This window comes from Paenibacillus sp. MZ04-78.2, from assembly GCF_024213375.1.
Classification (GTDB): Bacteria; Bacillota; Bacilli; order Paenibacillales; family NBRC-103111; genus Paenibacillus_G.
The window spans coordinates 1-15,286 of the sequence record NZ_JANAVJ010000063.1 but is presented as its reverse complement, the minus strand read 5'-3'; the positions used below and the strand labels follow the sequence as shown (position 1 = coordinate 15,286).

Annotated in this window: 10 protein-coding genes and 1 pseudogene; 7 read left to right on the top strand and 4 right to left on the bottom strand. The window is 52.1% G+C overall.

Going from position 1 to position 15,286, the window contains the following annotated elements:
- Positions 1–85 precede the first annotated feature (85 nt).
- Positions 86–562 (top strand): annotated as a pseudogene (locus NLX71_RS24775) (cohesin domain-containing protein); the annotation flags it as partial.
- A gap of 233 nt (positions 563–795) precedes the next feature.
- Here NLX71_RS24775 and NLX71_RS24770 read toward each other — a convergent pair.
- The 4 genes from NLX71_RS24770 to NLX71_RS24755 all read right to left on the bottom strand — a co-directional run bounded on the left by NLX71_RS24770 (position 796) and on the right by NLX71_RS24755 (position 5,553).
- On the bottom strand, positions 796–999 hold the full coding sequence (locus NLX71_RS24770; RefSeq protein WP_254366451.1) for a YbdD/YjiX family protein: 204 nt from the start codon (positions 997–999) through the stop codon (positions 796–798).
- A complete protein-coding gene (locus NLX71_RS24765) occupies positions 992–3,079 on the bottom strand; it encodes a carbon starvation CstA family protein (RefSeq protein WP_254366450.1) in 2,088 nt (695 codons plus the stop codon). The genes NLX71_RS24770 and NLX71_RS24765 overlap by 8 nt, the downstream gene beginning before the upstream one ends.
- A 120-nt stretch (positions 3,080–3,199) precedes the next feature.
- Entirely contained in the window at positions 3,200–3,943 is a 744-nt protein-coding gene (locus tag NLX71_RS24760) for a LytR/AlgR family response regulator transcription factor (RefSeq protein ID WP_254366449.1), read from the bottom strand.
- Positions 3,944–3,948: 5 nt separating this feature from the next.
- Positions 3,949–5,553 (bottom strand): LytS/YhcK type 5TM receptor domain-containing protein, encoded by a 1,605-nt coding sequence (locus NLX71_RS24755; RefSeq protein WP_254366448.1) that lies wholly within the window; start codon positions 5,551–5,553, stop codon positions 3,949–3,951.
- Positions 5,554–5,739: 186 nt separating this feature from the next.
- On the opposite strand from NLX71_RS24755, the gene NLX71_RS24750 reads away from it, so the two are divergent.
- The 6 genes from NLX71_RS24750 (at position 5,740) to NLX71_RS24725 (ending at position 15,278) form a co-directional block, all read left to right on the top strand.
- Positions 5,740–6,132, top strand: coding sequence for a hypothetical protein (locus tag NLX71_RS24750; RefSeq protein WP_254366447.1), 393 nt, complete (start codon positions 5,740–5,742; stop codon positions 6,130–6,132).
- Positions 6,133–6,422: 290 nt separating this feature from the next.
- Entirely contained in the window at positions 6,423–7,679 is a 1,257-nt protein-coding gene (locus tag NLX71_RS24745) for a DegT/DnrJ/EryC1/StrS aminotransferase family protein (protein WP_254366446.1), read from the top strand.
- 26 nt (positions 7,680–7,705) lie between these two features.
- Entirely contained in the window at positions 7,706–8,458 is a 753-nt protein-coding gene (locus NLX71_RS24740) for a radical SAM/SPASM domain-containing protein (RefSeq protein ID WP_254366445.1), read from the top strand.
- 17 nt (positions 8,459–8,475) lie between these two features.
- Complete coding sequence (locus NLX71_RS24735; protein WP_254366444.1) at positions 8,476–9,711, top strand: glycosyltransferase; 1,236 nt, start codon at positions 8,476–8,478, stop codon at positions 9,709–9,711.
- Positions 9,704–11,506, top strand: a complete 1,803-nt coding sequence (locus NLX71_RS24730; RefSeq protein WP_254366443.1) for a Neamine phosphoribosyltransferase — start codon at positions 9,704–9,706, stop codon at positions 11,504–11,506. Before NLX71_RS24735 ends, NLX71_RS24730 begins: the two co-directional genes overlap by 8 nt.
- A 43-nt stretch (positions 11,507–11,549) precedes the next feature.
- Positions 11,550–15,278 carry a hypothetical protein gene (locus tag NLX71_RS24725; protein WP_254366442.1) on the top strand — a complete coding sequence of 1,243 codons (3,729 nt, stop codon included), beginning with the start codon at positions 11,550–11,552 and terminating at the stop codon, positions 15,276–15,278.
- Positions 15,279–15,286 lie beyond the last annotated feature (8 nt).

Here is a 15,286-nt window from a genome sequence, read left to right as displayed (position 1 = left end):
AGCCAGGTATCCAATGGCCTAGCATGCCTGCTGCTGCAAGGATTCAAGCCGATTTTTGATCTGCGAAAGTTGAGTTAATTATAATAACAAAATATTGGAGTACGTTGGGTTCGAGGAAGTGCCCGGTTACAAAATCTACAATAAGCCAGTCGATCAAAATGGAAATCTCCGTTTTATTATCGCAAGTCAAGGTAAAGAGCATGGCATTAACGATGAAAAAACTTTTCTCAAGCTCAAATTTAAGGCAAAAGCTGCCGGAACAGGTAAAGTTGATGCTCTCAAATGCAGAATAGCTGATACTGAACGGGAATTTGACTTGGACGAAACATTTTGTTCGGAAGACTCCGTAACTGTTGAAGGGGTTAAGGACGTCAACAGATCGGGGGAGTACACGCTGCTTGATCTTGCAATTGACGGATACTATTACGGTCAGTTGGCTTCGAATGCCGATCCCTCAAAATATGATGCGAATCAAGCAGGCGACGAATTCGTAAGAGATGAAGACTTGGTTTATATTGTTAATCAAATGCTGTTAAATACGAACTATCCTCCGAATAAATAGGAAAAATGTAGCAGCTCCATTTTGAAGGACACATTTTGACGTGCTTCTGCAATCCTTCTGTATCTGAAGAAATATAAAGAGTCTCCGTCAATGCCTTATTGGCAGGGGCTTTTTTGTCTTGATATCGTAATATGCTTTCCGAAGCTACGGTTTTCATAGCCTATGTCGTTATATAGACGCGGCACTCGCCAAACAATAAGGCCGATCCGATACGGACCGGCCTTAACTCGCTCTCAGCAGCAGCGTGAAACTTTGCCGCCTTTGGCGTTGTATCGGGCTTCCTGCGCCTCGCGGAAAAATGCCTCCCGCGTCTGGATCGGCTCGCCCGGATGGCATTCCTTCCGATGCTCGACGTACCGCTCATAGTTCGGCACCCCGACGAGCAAGTCGAGGAACTGCCTGCGGTACTTGAGCACATCCTTGACCGCCTCAAACATACTTCGGCACCTCCCGGACGCCGTCTGCGCCGCGCGCTATGTAAGGCGCTTCGCTCAGCCCGACAGGCAGGCCCTTCAGCACGCGGTACCATGTCCGCAACGATACGAGGAGCACGGCCAGCACGATGATCATAAACACGCCGCATAAGATCGCATCCACGTAATCGTTCGTGATGATCTGCTGCATTTGCGCGGCCGTTTTGGCCGGAGCCACCAGCTTCCCGGCGTTCAGCGCGTCCTGATACTGCTGCGCGTGGGTCAGAAACCCGATTTTGGCGTCGGGGTGAAACAGCTTTTGCCAACCGGCTGTCATCGTAATGGTGAGCAGCCAGACCGTCGGCACCAGCGTCACCCAAGCGTATGCCTTCTTGCCCATTTTCAGCAGGATGGTCGAGCCGAGAATGAGCGCCATGCCCGCCAGCATCTGGTTGGCGATACCGAACAGCGCCCAGAGCGAGTTGATGCCGCCCAGCGGATCGATGACGCCTTGATACAAGAAATAGCCCCAACCGGCTACGCAAAGAGCCGTAGCTACGACGTTGCCGAGCGTCGATTCGGTATTGCCGAGCGGCTTGACGACGCTGCCGAGAATTTCTTGAATCATAAACCGGCCTACCCGGGTTCCCGCATCAATCGTCGTCAAAATAAACAACGCCTCGAACAAGATAGCAAAATGATACCAGAACGCCATCAGCGCCTTGCCGCCAATGACCCCGGACAAAATATGCGCCATGCCGATCGCGAACGTCGGTGCGCCGCCGGTCCGTGAAAGAATCGTCGATTCGCCGACGTCCTTGGCCAAGTTCGTCAGATCGTCCGGTGTGATCGTGAAGCCCCACGACGTTAGTGTGGTCGCCGCTTGCACCGCATCGGTGCCGATGGCGGCAGCCGGGGAGTTAATGGCGAAGTAGGCGCCCGGCGTAATAACGCAGGCAGCGATCAGCGCCATAATGGCGACGAACGATTCCATCAGCATCGCGCCGTAGCCGATCGGCCGGGCATGCGTCTCCCGCTCCAGCATTTTCGGCGTCGTACCGGACGAAATCAGCGAATGGAAGCCGGAGACGGCCCCGCACGCAATCGTAATGAACAGGAACGGGAACAGATTGCCGGCAAACACCGGGCCCGTGCCGTCGATAAACTTCGTCGTGGACGGCATCGCCAGATCCGGCATGACGAACAGGATGCCGAGCGCCAGTCCCACGATCGTACCGATTTTCAGAAACGTGCTCAAGTAATCGCGCGGAGCCAGCAGCAGCCAGACCGGCAGCGCGGAAGCGATGAAGCCGTAAGCGATCAGCATGAGCGCAATCGTTTCGCCGCTGAACGTAAACAGGCCGGAGAGCACCGGGCTTTCCGCCACGTACTTGCCCCCTACGAGAGAGCCCAAGAGCAGCACCAGCCCGATCAGCGAAGCTTCGGCGACCCGGCCCGGACGAATAAATCGCATGTAGATTCCCATCACGACGGCGATAGGGATGGTGGCTGCGATGGTGAACATTCCCCAAGGGCTGCCGATCAGCGCTTTGACGACAACGAGCGCCAGCACGGCGAGCAGAATGACCATAATGGCGAGAATGCCGACCATCGCAATCACTCCGGCGGTTGGGCCGATTTCGTCCTTGATCATTTCCCCGAGCGATTTGCCGCCTCGTCTCGTCGAGGCAAATAAAATGACAAAGTCCTGCACGGCTCCGCCGAGAATAACGCCGATCACAATCCAGAGCGTGCCGGGCAAATAGCCCATCTGCGCCGCAAGCACCGGACCGACGAGCGGCCCCGCGCCGGCGATCGCGGCGAAGTGATGCCCGAACAAGACCCATTTGTTTGTCGGCACGTAATCTTTACCGTCATTGTTGATTTCGGCCGGTGTCTTGCGGTTATCGTCCAAACCGAGCACTTTGCGGGCCAGAAATTTACTGTAGAAGCGGTAAGCGACGGCATAGCACGAGACGGCGGCGACAATCAGCCAGACGGCGTTGACCGATTCTCCGCGATTCAGCGCAATCGCCGCGAATCCGAAGGCGCCGAGTACCGATACGAGTCCCCACAAACCTATGGATTTCAAGCTTTTAGCCATGCGGTTCCCTCCACCTGTGAATTGCTTCCATATTGGCAGCGTTTGCAAACAAGTATAAACGCTCTTTTGCCCGAGGGAAACCGCTTGGATCGCATGATGTCCGGAACCCGGTTTAAGATGTCAGATTTCCAGCTTCAAACGCAGCTCCTTCACATAATTTCGGCTCACGGGAACGCGGCTCCGCGCCGCATCGTCCATCCGTACGTCGTAAGCCCCGTTAATCCACGACTTCAATTCCGAGATCGCTTCCAGCCGGACCAGGTAGCTTTTATGACAGCGGAAAAAGCCGAACGGCGCCAGCTTCTGCTCCAGCTCTTGCAAGGTATACGAGACCTCATAAGCTTTGTCCGCAGTATGGACTTGAACCCGCTTGCCTTCCTTGCTGATATAAACGATATGTTTCGGCGATACGTACTTGATGCCATCGCCCAATTCCAGCGCCAGCTTCACACAGGCGTCTCCCGCCACGGGCTTGCGCGAATTCGATGCAAGGCTCTTCTCCGCGGCCAGCCGCAATTCCCGAAAGACCGCGCCGAGATCGTCCTCGTCATACGGCTTCAAGACGTAATGAAACGCGCGCAGCTTAAAGGCGTCGACCGCATAATGATCGTAAGCGGTGGAAAAGACGATTTTAACCCCCGGGTCGAGCTCGCCTACGATTTGCGCCACCTGCAATCCGCTGAGGTCCGGCATCTCCATATCGAGAAACAGCACGTCCGGCGCCTGCTCCTTCACCTTGCGGATCGCGTCCATTCCACCGACTGCCTGCGTCACCTGCGACACGTCGGCGATCCGCTCCAGCAAATAAGCCAGCTCCTCCCGGGAAGGCGCTTCATCGTCGGCAATCACCACATTCCAGCCCATGTCTATCACCTCACCCAAAAGCTAACTTTTGTGCCTTTCCCCGGTGTGCTATCGATCTGCAGCGGCTGCTCTGTGCCGTAATGATAGCTCAGCCGCTGGCCGATGTTGTGCAGCGCCACGCCCGCATGCTCGTCCACCACGCCCGCCACGCCTTGGCACATACCTGTGCCGTTGTCTTCCACCGTGATCCGGACGCGGTATTGTCTGCCGCACGCTTCCTGCTTCACGCCGAGGCGGATCATGCCGGGCCTGTCGATGTTTTGGAGCCCGTGCACAATCGCGTTTTCCACCAGCGGTTGAATCGTAAACGGAGGAATGCGGCAGTCCAGCGCCGCTTCGTCAATATCTGTTACAAACTCCAGTTGGTTGCCAAGCCGTGCCTTGGTCAAGCTCAGGTAGGACATAACAAGCTCAAGCTCGTCGCGGACCGAGACCAGCGTTTTGCTGCTGCCGTTTATATTTTTGCGGAGAAATTTGGACAAGTGCATAATGAGCTGCCGCGCTTCCTCCGGTTTCGTGCGGATGAACGATTTGACCGTATTTAATACGTTGAATAAAAAGTGTGGGCTCATCTGCGCCTGCAGCGAGCGGATTTCGGCATCGGCCAACAGTTGTCCCTGCCGCTCCGCTTCTACGAAAGCATACTGCTGGGAAATAAGCCGTGCCAGCGTTGTCATCATCCGCCGCCGGGATGGGGAATCCTCCTGCTTCCGCTCGTAAAACAACCGGAAGCGGCCGATCTGCTTCTTATTTTGCATTTCCATCGGCAAATCGACCCAATACGGCGTCTGGCGGCCTTCCTTGACCCATTCCGTATCGTTTTGGTAAAAATAAGCGCCGACGGCTTTCGTCTCTTCATGCAGCGTTCTCGCAACTTCCCGGACCGCCCGGTCAAAATCTAACCGCCAGAGCGGCATCGTTAAATCGGCGATATGCAGCGCTTTGCGCGCGTGCTCCGTCCCAATCCGGTCCTCCTCGCTTTCCATCGTATGATACACGATGAAAAACAGCGATACTCCGATCCCGTTGGCAACCACTTGCGGAATGCCGATCAGCGCGACCAAACCGAGCGCCTCGTTCCAAGGCTTCGCAAGCAGCAAAATCAAACCCATCTGAACCGTTTCCGCGAGCAGGCCGACGACAAACGCAGGCTTGGCCGAAGCCGCGTGCCGGAACCGTCGTTTGACGGCATTGCGGCATAATCCCGCCATGATGCCTTGGGCGACAGGCGCCAGCATGCAGGCGACGGCGACGAAGCCGCCGAGGCTGTAGCGGTGCAGGCCGGCAATGACGCCGACGACCAGCCCGCTCTTCACCCCGCCGAGCAGTCCGGCAATGACGACCCCGATCGACCGGGAGTTGGCGATGGCGGCTGTGGGGGAGACATCGCCGATCCATGGTGCAGGCTGGTACGAATGCGGGGTCACGGTTACCCCGGAATACGTACCGAGAATCGCATACAGGCTGAAAAAGACGACGAAGCGCCACTGATGAGCCAGCTCCCCTTGGTAGCTCATATAGCTTCGCATCCATCGGCTCCGCGAGAAGACGAACGCCAGCGCAATCAGGAAGCCGACCCGCTCCAGCATATCGACAAAAAGATGCAGCATCCTTACACATCCGTTTTAGAGGAATCTCGGTACTTTGTTGTCTATTATATCGTATTTGCTGCGTTGTGAACGTCGAAAGGATGGAAAAATGGGGTTAATTTGAAAATAATGTATTTCCGAAAATTTGAAACGAATCTCGTGTTATTATAATAGAGTAGTTTCGTTTTCCGGAGAGGGGGAGCTGCTATGGGCGAAGCGTATAAACTGGAATGCGGTCATTGTGGCTATCATACGAACGTTTTTGTAGGAATCGGATTCATGTACGTTGATCTGCATTCCATCGCTTCATTCGTGCAGGAAGCGTCGCTTAAGCAGCGAATTGCCGAGTTTGAGAAGGAACCAAGCACCCGATACAAGGCTTGCAATGCTTTGTACCGATGTAGGGCATGCCGTTCGCTCCGTAATGAGCTTTACCTGGAGATGAAGTCGGATAGCGATTATTTTGTCGCCGCCTGTTCCTGCGGGAAATGCGGGGAAGCGATGCATCCCGTGCCGGACGATCCGGGAGCGGTTCAACTGGATTGCCCCGAGTGCGCAAGCGGCAAGCTGACGGCGACCTTTTTCATGGACTGGGATTAGACAGCGGTTCATTTACCTAAACCGAAAGGCCAGCTTCGTTACGAAGGCTGGCTTGTTTGCGTCAGCTCGACCATGGACATCAACCGCTGATGAGGAAGAGGAATAGATAAGATTAAAAATAATTTATTCTAAATATTTCAAATATTTCTAATATATAAAAAATTTATAATATTTTTAAATAAATAGTTGACAAACAAATTTGCGAATATTAGCATTAATTGTAAACATATTTAAAAAAAATTATATTAATAATTATTTTTACATTTTATTGTAATTACAAGGAGGTTTTTATGGCAGACGAAATGATGAAATGGCCTGAATGGCCGGAGTACTCCGAACATACCCAAAAGCGGATTGAAGAAGTTTTTCAGTCCAACCGGTGGGCAATCAGCGGATATTGGACGGGCGAAGAAAGTATGGAACGCAAATTCGCACAAGCTTTTGCGGATTTTAACGGGGTTCCTTATTGCGTTCCGACAACCAGTGGCTCCATGGCTTTGATGCTGGCGCTCGAAGCGCTGGGAATCGGCGAAGGTGATGAAGTTATTGTGCCAAGCCTGACTTGGATTGCGACGGCTACCGCTGTACTGAACGTCAATGCGCTGCCTGTGTTCGTTGATGTGGAGGAGGATACATTTTGTATTGATCCTCGGCTCATAGAGGCTGCCATCACGCCAAGAACGAGAGCCATCATCCCCGTGCACCTGTTCGGAAGCATGGCGAATATGGATGAAATTAATCGGATCGCCCGCAAATACGGCCTATTCGTTGTAGAAGATTGCGCGCAAAGTCACGGCTCCCTCTGGAATCATCAGCGCGCGGGAACGCTGGGAGACATAGGCGCGTTCAGCTGCCAGCAAGGCAAGGTGCTGACTGCCGGGGAAGGTGGAGTGATCATCACGAAAGATCGCCGTCTTTTCGAGCTGCTCCAACAGTTGAGAGCGGATTCGAGAGTATACTGCGCAGACTCCACGCAATTAATTTATGGCGATATGCAGCTGATCGCCAAAGGCGATATTCAAGGCTCCAACTTTTGCCTGTCTGAATTTCAATCCGCTATTTTGCTGGATCAATTGCAGGAATTGGACGCCAAAAATCATATTAGAGAAACCAATGCCATGTACCTGAACAGGGAGCTAAGCAAAATTGACGGAATTCACGTCATGAAGCGCCCTCTTCAAGTCAACAAACAAACCTATTACGGCTACGTATTCCGGTTTGACCCGCACAAATTCAATCAAATGAACGCCGATCAATTCAGCGAAATGTTGCGTCAAAAGCTGCACATGGGAACCTTCTACTTGCATCCGCCTTATCTTCCCGTACACAAAAATCCGTTGTTCTGCCCCTGGACGAAGAAGCGTTATCCGGAATCGGTCCGGAAAACCGAAGAATATTGGAGATCCTTGCACATGCCTGTCGCCGAACAAGCTTCGGAGCAGTCCATCGTGATCCATCACGCCATTTTATTGGTCGACCCATCCCAATTATCGCGTATTGTGAATGCGGTCGCGGAAGTGGCAAACGAATCATGCCTGATGAAATAACAATTCATGAAACGGGGAGGGAAATTATGGACAAGCTTTTTTCGATGATCGAGGTGGAAGTCAATTCGCATTGCAATCGTACATGCTGGTACTGTCCCAACAGTATCTCCAAACGGCAGGAAAGCGGAGAGATGAAACCCGAATTGTTCCAACGGCTGATGGAGCAGCTGCGCTCGTTGGATTTTGCAGGCCGGATTTCGTTTCATTTTTACGGCGAACCGCTGCTGTGCAAAAATCTCGATTTGTTCGTAGGCATGGCTTCGGAATACATTCCTAGGGCGCGCCCCATTATTTATACGAATGGCGACTTGCTGGATGCCAAGCGGCTGAGGAATTTGTTGGAGCTGGGGATCAAAAAATTCATTGTGACGCAGCACGTCGGAGCAAAACACAAATTTAAGGAAGTGTTTGTTCAGTTGTCGGAAGAAGAGAAAGAACAAGTCGTCTATCTCGATCATTCCGATCTCGTGCTATCGAACAGAGGAGGCATCTTATCGAAGGTCCCTCACCAGTCGAAGGCGAGTTCCATTTGTATGGTCCCGTCCAATTTGGTGGTCGTTACGGTCATGGGCAACGTGTTGCCGTGCTTTGAAGATTTTAACCAAAAGCTTGTCATGGGGAACATTAACGAGCAGCATATTGCGGAAATATGGAACAATGAAAGGTTTTCCGCATTCCGGAAATTGTTGAGCGAAGGACACCGGAACCAATCGGAAATATGCAAAAACTGCAATAATGTCAGTGTGCAAACGGAAGTACAATACGATTATGTCCTTTAAGAAGGAGGGGCGTAGGTTTGAATATTTTAAGGCTTACTCCTCATTACTACTTCGAGACGACGGCGTGGCCGAGCCGGTTCGACCCCATGGGGGGGATGCAGGTTCAAATTACGAATTTGACCGAGTGGCTTGCCAAGCAGGGAGTCCGGCAAGACGTATTAACGACAGGTATTCCCGGCATTCCCCGAACCTTGAAGCTTCCAAACGGGCTGACCGTACATTCGGTTCGCTTTATGACGCTGCCCTTTAAATCAAGCCAAACCGGAACTTTATTTCTGGATCAAAGCTGGTTTATCGGCGCCGTCAAATGGATCGTCCTGCATGGCAGGAAGCAAAATTACGATGCGATTCACGTTCATGCGAGCGGCGTCGTCTGGCCTTTGCTGGCGGGCATGTTTGCGCAAAAGTTTTTAAAGAAGCCGTTGATTCTCACGATTCATTGCAGCCGGATATTTACGTATAAGCCTATGAATCCATGGGATCGGCTGGTGCATGATTATGTCAAGTCCATTGAATTAAAGAGCATTCTTCTCAGTCATAAGGCCGTCGTTCTCACCGAAAAAAGGCTGGAAGGCTACAACAAGCTGCTGGCGAATTCCTCGAAAATGATCGCGATTAGCGATTGCATCGGCACGAACCATCTCAGTCATTCCATCCATTGCCCGTTTTGCAAGAAGCTTAAAGTGGAGCTCCAGGGGAAAAAGACGGTTTTGTTCCTGGGCAGAATCGCGCACGAAAAAGGGTGGGTCACGTTTGTAAAAGTGGCCAAAGAGCTTTCAATGAAGCTGGACAATCTGCAATTTATCGTTTGCGGCGACGGCCCTCAGCGCGAGGCCATGGAAGAACAGATCGAATCGGCGCAATTGCAGGGCCAATTTCAGATTACAGGCTTCGTCTCCCATAAGTTTGTCTCGTGCTATCTGCACCATGCGCATTTGTTCATCCTGCCTTCTTACCATGAGGAGTTCGGCGGAAGCTTGATTGAGGCGGCGATTGCCGGCGTTCCGATCATCTCGACCAACCGTGGCGGCCCGGCAGATATATTTACCCATGGCGAAACCGCGATCTTAACCGATCCTACGGACGTACACGGCATCGCGGAGGAGGCGTACAAAATTTTGACGGACGAGCAGATCGCGCAATCGCTTCGTTTGCATTCCAAGCCTGAGGTGGTCGGCAAGTTTTTGCCTCATTACGTATATCCGAACTATCTTAAGCTATACAACCAAAACGAGGTTAGTGCAGATGGATAATTCAACGAGTCTCTTCCGAAGGCTAGAAAGCTATGTTAAAGAAACAAGCGATCCCATGCATCGGTACATGTTTTCCTGCATCGTCGAGCAGCGCTTGGCGGATCTGCTTTTATTGACCCGGTGCGGCATAATGGAGGACCATGAGCTGAACGCCCGGTTGACGACTCAGCGCAGAGCGTGCGTGCAGTATGCTTCCGGCCTCATACAGGGCGTATCGCAAGCCCCAAGCGCTGTGTCGGCATGGCCCGTTGCAACGCTCTCCCCGGCGTCGATCAATCGACGAAGAGCGGAGCTGCTTCCTTTAATGAAGGTGATGCAGGAGCTTCGTACACCGGAATGTTCCGGCTATGATCTGTGCGATCTCGAGGTTTGTTACGAGGATGCTCTGAATTGGCTGCGCGAGGCGCCGGCTGCTTCCTCGCCGCCTCTGTTAATCGGAGTTCGAACCGGGGGGGCCTACTACGCGCCGTTCTGGTCATTGGCCTTCCGGCAGAGGTGGGGGAATGACGCTCTTTATTATACGGTAAGACCGCTGCGGCAACCGTCCGATCCGCAGGCTCCGGCGTATTTGCCCGAAGAATTTTCGCTGCTTCCGGCCGCATTGGAGCCCGGTACGGAAATTATGATCTTGGAGGATCAACCGCATACGGGGCAAACCGTTCTTGAATTGTCCAGAAGGTTGGCTGCAAAGTATCGACTTGCAAAGCCGATTTGGGTCTCCTCTCCCGGCAGGCTGTTTCGAGTCGAAAACGATCGTTTGCTGAGAATTAAGGATAGCGTCCCTTTGGCTGCGGGCAAACCGAAGCGGGTATGGCAGATGCTTGGAAACGCCCGGGAATTGGTGGAGGCTCTGGAGCAAAGGTTGGATTGGGGGGACATGAAATCCGATCTGGAAATCGTCCCTTACAAAGCGATTCAGGAGTGGAATCGCCCGAGCCGTAGGGATGACGTTCCCTTTCGAATTAATCCGAGAAAAACGCCCTTTATTGTAAAGCGGAAAAGTAACGGGGAGCACGTGGCCTTTGCCAAGTTTATTGGAATAGACCTCTTTGGGGATTTTCAAGTTCATCAATTGCAAAAATTCGCTCCGTATTTACCCCGTGTCGAGGGCTTCGTCGACGGTTATGTCATTGCCAGATACGAGCCGCTGTTAACGGAAATGCGAGAGACGTTGGCTCGGAGCGGAGCTTCGCTTTATCGGCAAATCTTGAACGAAGTTGCCCCTTATTGGAAGCTCTTGCTCGAAAATCATGGGATCGGCGGGGATTGCATGGTCCATCCGTTGGCTGAAGGCTGGGCCTGCCTGCTTGAAGAAATGGAGCAGCTTCTCGGGGCAAGCCTGCCTTGCGACCGCGCTTGGTTCGAGAATGGCTTGCATACGGAATGGAGCCGTCCGACGCATGTCTATTCCTCCTTGCCCTATGCCAACCAGCACTGGCACTGGAAAGTGGGACGGACGGCCGACGGCCGCATAACCATATACCGGTTTCATGCCGACTCCATTTGGGGAGGGACTTCGTGTCTTGAAGTGGAGCTTGCTTCCTTTATTTTGGAGAATCGGGTCAAGGCGTGCGGCGTGCGTTTGCTTGTAGACGGTGTAAAGAAGTACGCCCGGTTATTGCAAATCCAAGAAATTGTCCGGGCTTTGCCTATCGCCTGCATGCTGAAAATGGCGAATCTTGTGAAGGAAATCAAAGGAGAGCGCCGCTGGGGAAAAGAGCTGATGTTTTCGGAATTGATGGAGTCTTTTCGGCATCTGCATGACCTTAGAGCAGAGCTGTCGGAAGAAAAATAAGCATGTTCGGCAACCGAACCAAACAGACATTGGGAGGCTTTGTATGAATAAGTTTGGCATTAAGTGCGTGAGATTGTTGGAGCTGCGCAATCATAGTCTTTTTACGGCCTACATTCCTCCGCTATATCCGATCGATAATGCATTGGCATGCGAATTTATGGAACATTACGAGGGAACGGAGGAGGATTTGCCCGCCGGGCTATCCCGGTACTTGGAACGGAAAGCACCGCTCTGGTTTAACCGGGTACAAGAAGTATGCGGGGAGCTGCCCTGGATCATCCGGAGCTCTGGCGAGGAGGATTTGAACGAAACGACGAATGCCGGCGCGTATCTCAGTCTCGTGTGCGATCGTAAGGAGCGTTTCTACGACCTGCTGGCCGAAGTGATGCTCAGCGGCAGGACGGAGCACGCAAGGAACCAGAATCAACGTTTCGTCAACCCGTATTTGCATCATCATGAGCCGATCCCCGTTTTTATTCAACCGCTCGTTCAATCGGAGCATGCGGGACGGCCCATTCCTTACGATGCGACACCTTACTTGCGCCAAGACGATTTGAATACCGTGCTTTCGCTGATTTACAATCTGCACGCGATCTTGCCGGGCACGGCTCTTGACTGTGAATGGGTGGCGGATACGGATTACGGAACGATCTCGATGACAAGCTTGACCGAGCTGATCGGAGGAAAACCGACAGGGCAACTTGCGTTGGGATTCCACTTGTTTTCTACGCAGCATGTGACCGCGAGCAACAGCATCAGAACCATTTTGCCGAACGAGGACTCGAACTTGTGGCAGGGCAACGTTTTTCAGGAAGTCCAGATTCGGAACCTGTTTCTGGTGCAGACAAGACCGGCGAAAAACTATCGCTTGTTTCAAGATGTCTACGAGCTGTCGGCAGCGGCGAAGCAGGTTTTGGAGCACGATTCCGCCGTATGTGTAGATGCGAAAGAGATCATTTCTCAAGGCGGGAAGCCGTTCTTCGGCAAATTCATCAAGGCGGTCACCTTGAACGAAGCCTGGAATGCGTATCTTCAATATACAAATAAAGAGAATAAAGAAGACATTGCGGCCGTTTTGGTGGAATTCGGCACGAGAACCGAGCATGCCGGCATCATGTTCAATCAGGTGGGCATCCCGGTCATTCGAACCGATATCGCCCTGATCCCCGAAACGATGAACTATATCGTTCTTGATCCGTTCTCTTTGCAATGCCGTTTGTACAGCCGCAAGCAAGAAGTCAGGAACGAATTGGAGTATGACACCAGGGAGATTATCCTGCTTCCGGACAACTGCATCCTTATTCATCACTGTCTTGAGATGAAAGAAAGCCAACCCGAGCGGGTTCCGGCGGAGGAATACTTTCAAACCTTGTTGAACAAGCCGTATTTCTCGGAAAAAACGAAAAAGCATTTGCTTGCCAACAGCGCTTATCCGGATTACAGATTCGTGTTACACGGCAAAGACGGTGCGAGCTCCCCAAGCTACTATGCGGCCGTTGCGGACCGTTTAACGGAGAAGGAGAGCGCCGCCTTTTTAAACCGCCGGGAATGGCCCAAAGCGTCGGAGGATTATTTCGCCTCTTTGTTTCACGCTAAAACGATCCGGGAGAACCAAACCCTTGCCGCTTATTTTGATCGGCCGTCCCGCGGGCAAACGCTAAAAACGGACATCCTGGCCTATTGGAAGGCATTGCGGATTCAGCATCTTTTGAACGAATGCGGGAACGAGCTTCGGGAGACGCTGCTGGCACGGATAAGGTCCGAACTGAACGGCAGTCGGGTATCTATGGAGGCGCGCTTGGACATCCTGTTTTCGTTTGAGGCTTGCTTAAACGCCTTGGATATTTACTCGGAGCAGGAAGAGGCGCAATTGATCCAAAGCTTTATTCCGATCGTTGCCTCGGTTCGCGACGAAGATTTGCCCATCGTCATCGATTTATCCCGCAACGTGCTTTTTAATGCGGGGCATCTTTGCCAATTTTTAAGTCTGGCCGGCGAGCATCGGGAGCTCTTCGACGTGTACCGCAATTATTCGTTAACCGCCAAAGAATTCGCATTGCTTCCGTACGACTTGAGCGCCGTCGGCAAGTTTCCGTCCTTCAATCAAGCCTTTATGGACCTGCACCATGCAATGGGGAAATATGCGCTCGGCGATTTGAGCAGCTCGATCTTTCATACCGTCGTGGAAACGTACGACCAATCGGCCAAAGAAATCCTGCTATGCGTTATTGATGATGGCGACCCATCCTATTATCAGGCGTATATCCGACTTTTAACCGAATGGCTTGGCTTAATCGGGCAATTTGACCGGGAAGCTCAGGTGATTCGAACCTTCTTGGTCTGGCTTGAACTTCAACAAGGCAGACAGGATGAGATCGAGGATTATTTCCTGGAAGAAATCCATTGGAAAACAAGAATTGAAGAGGCGAGGGAATGCGAGGCGTCCGAGCTGTCGCTGCAAAACCTGCACCAACTGCACAACGTGCTGCACCAATGGTCCTTAAATCTGGTTCCCGATTCCCGCGGCGCTCTGCTGCCTCGTTTCATCCGGGAAATGGTGGCGTTCGCGCAATCTTTTTCCGAGCAGGAGAATCGTTTATTGCGGTTCCAAAAGGAATTTTTCGAGATTGAGCTGGCGATGTGTACGCACAAGGCCGGATTCATGTTCTATCCGCATTCCGTGTTTGTGGAATTTAGCGAGCCGCCCTCCGTTGACGACGACGAAATCGCAAGACTGTCGGCCTTTGCCTCCTTTATGGAGAAATGCGGCAGGTGGTTCGAAGCCTATGATTTCCGCTCGCACTATGAAAAGGTAGCGGGAACCTGGACGTGCTATATCACCGTCAAACCCAAAAACCGTCTTCCCTTGGAACAACAGGACTACAAACGAATTTTTCACATCATCCGGTTTATTCTGGACAGTTCTTACGACTTCTCGCATAATCCGTTATCCGAGGTTGAGGATTTGCCGCAGCGTTTCAATGAGCCGGAATGGAAAGATATCTTCGGAAAACTAGTCGACTATCGGGTGAATTTCGACGATGCGGGGCAATTCATCAACTTGAAATTGTTCGCGATGTCCACGTTCTTCACGTACCTGTGCCTGTCCTCAACCTTGCGAGAGCGGCTGCTTTCCCTGTACCGGGGAGGCTTTGAGGCCATGGTGCGGGAGCTCGGCACACTGGAGGACGGGATGGCGCGCTCGGAAAGCTATTCCGAATGGTTGGGACATTACGAGTCCGCGAACTACACATCGTTGTTCCTTTCGGCTGTATATCCTCTTCAAACGGTTGAACACTTACGTGCGCTGCAGCATCAACCGCTCACGTACGACATCGTTTGCAGAAACTTGCTGAAGCACAAGGGTGCGTCCCATACCGTTATTTCTTCGCTGCCTGCTTACGACAAGCAGTTTAAAAGCAGTATTGTCGGCAAATTATTGCGGTATTGCCCAGCCAAATATATTCAAGAAACAGGCAATGTTCACGAGGTGGCAAAGGAACTTTGCAATCTGGCCAAATCATTTAAACGTGCAAAGCAGTATTTGCTCTACGCCCATGCTCACGACCTGCAGCCCGAAGTTGCACGCAAATGGATTGACGACTTGCAATACGTCCCTTATGCAAACGATGAAGCTCAAGAAACGCTGGAGGGCTTGCTCCCGAATTCCGGCAAAGACCGATACGACATTCGAAAAGAAATTCGTAACTATTCAGGTACACATTCAACACAAATAGGGGGTGCGAAGCACCCCGGCAGGAATCGAAAATGAATTATTGT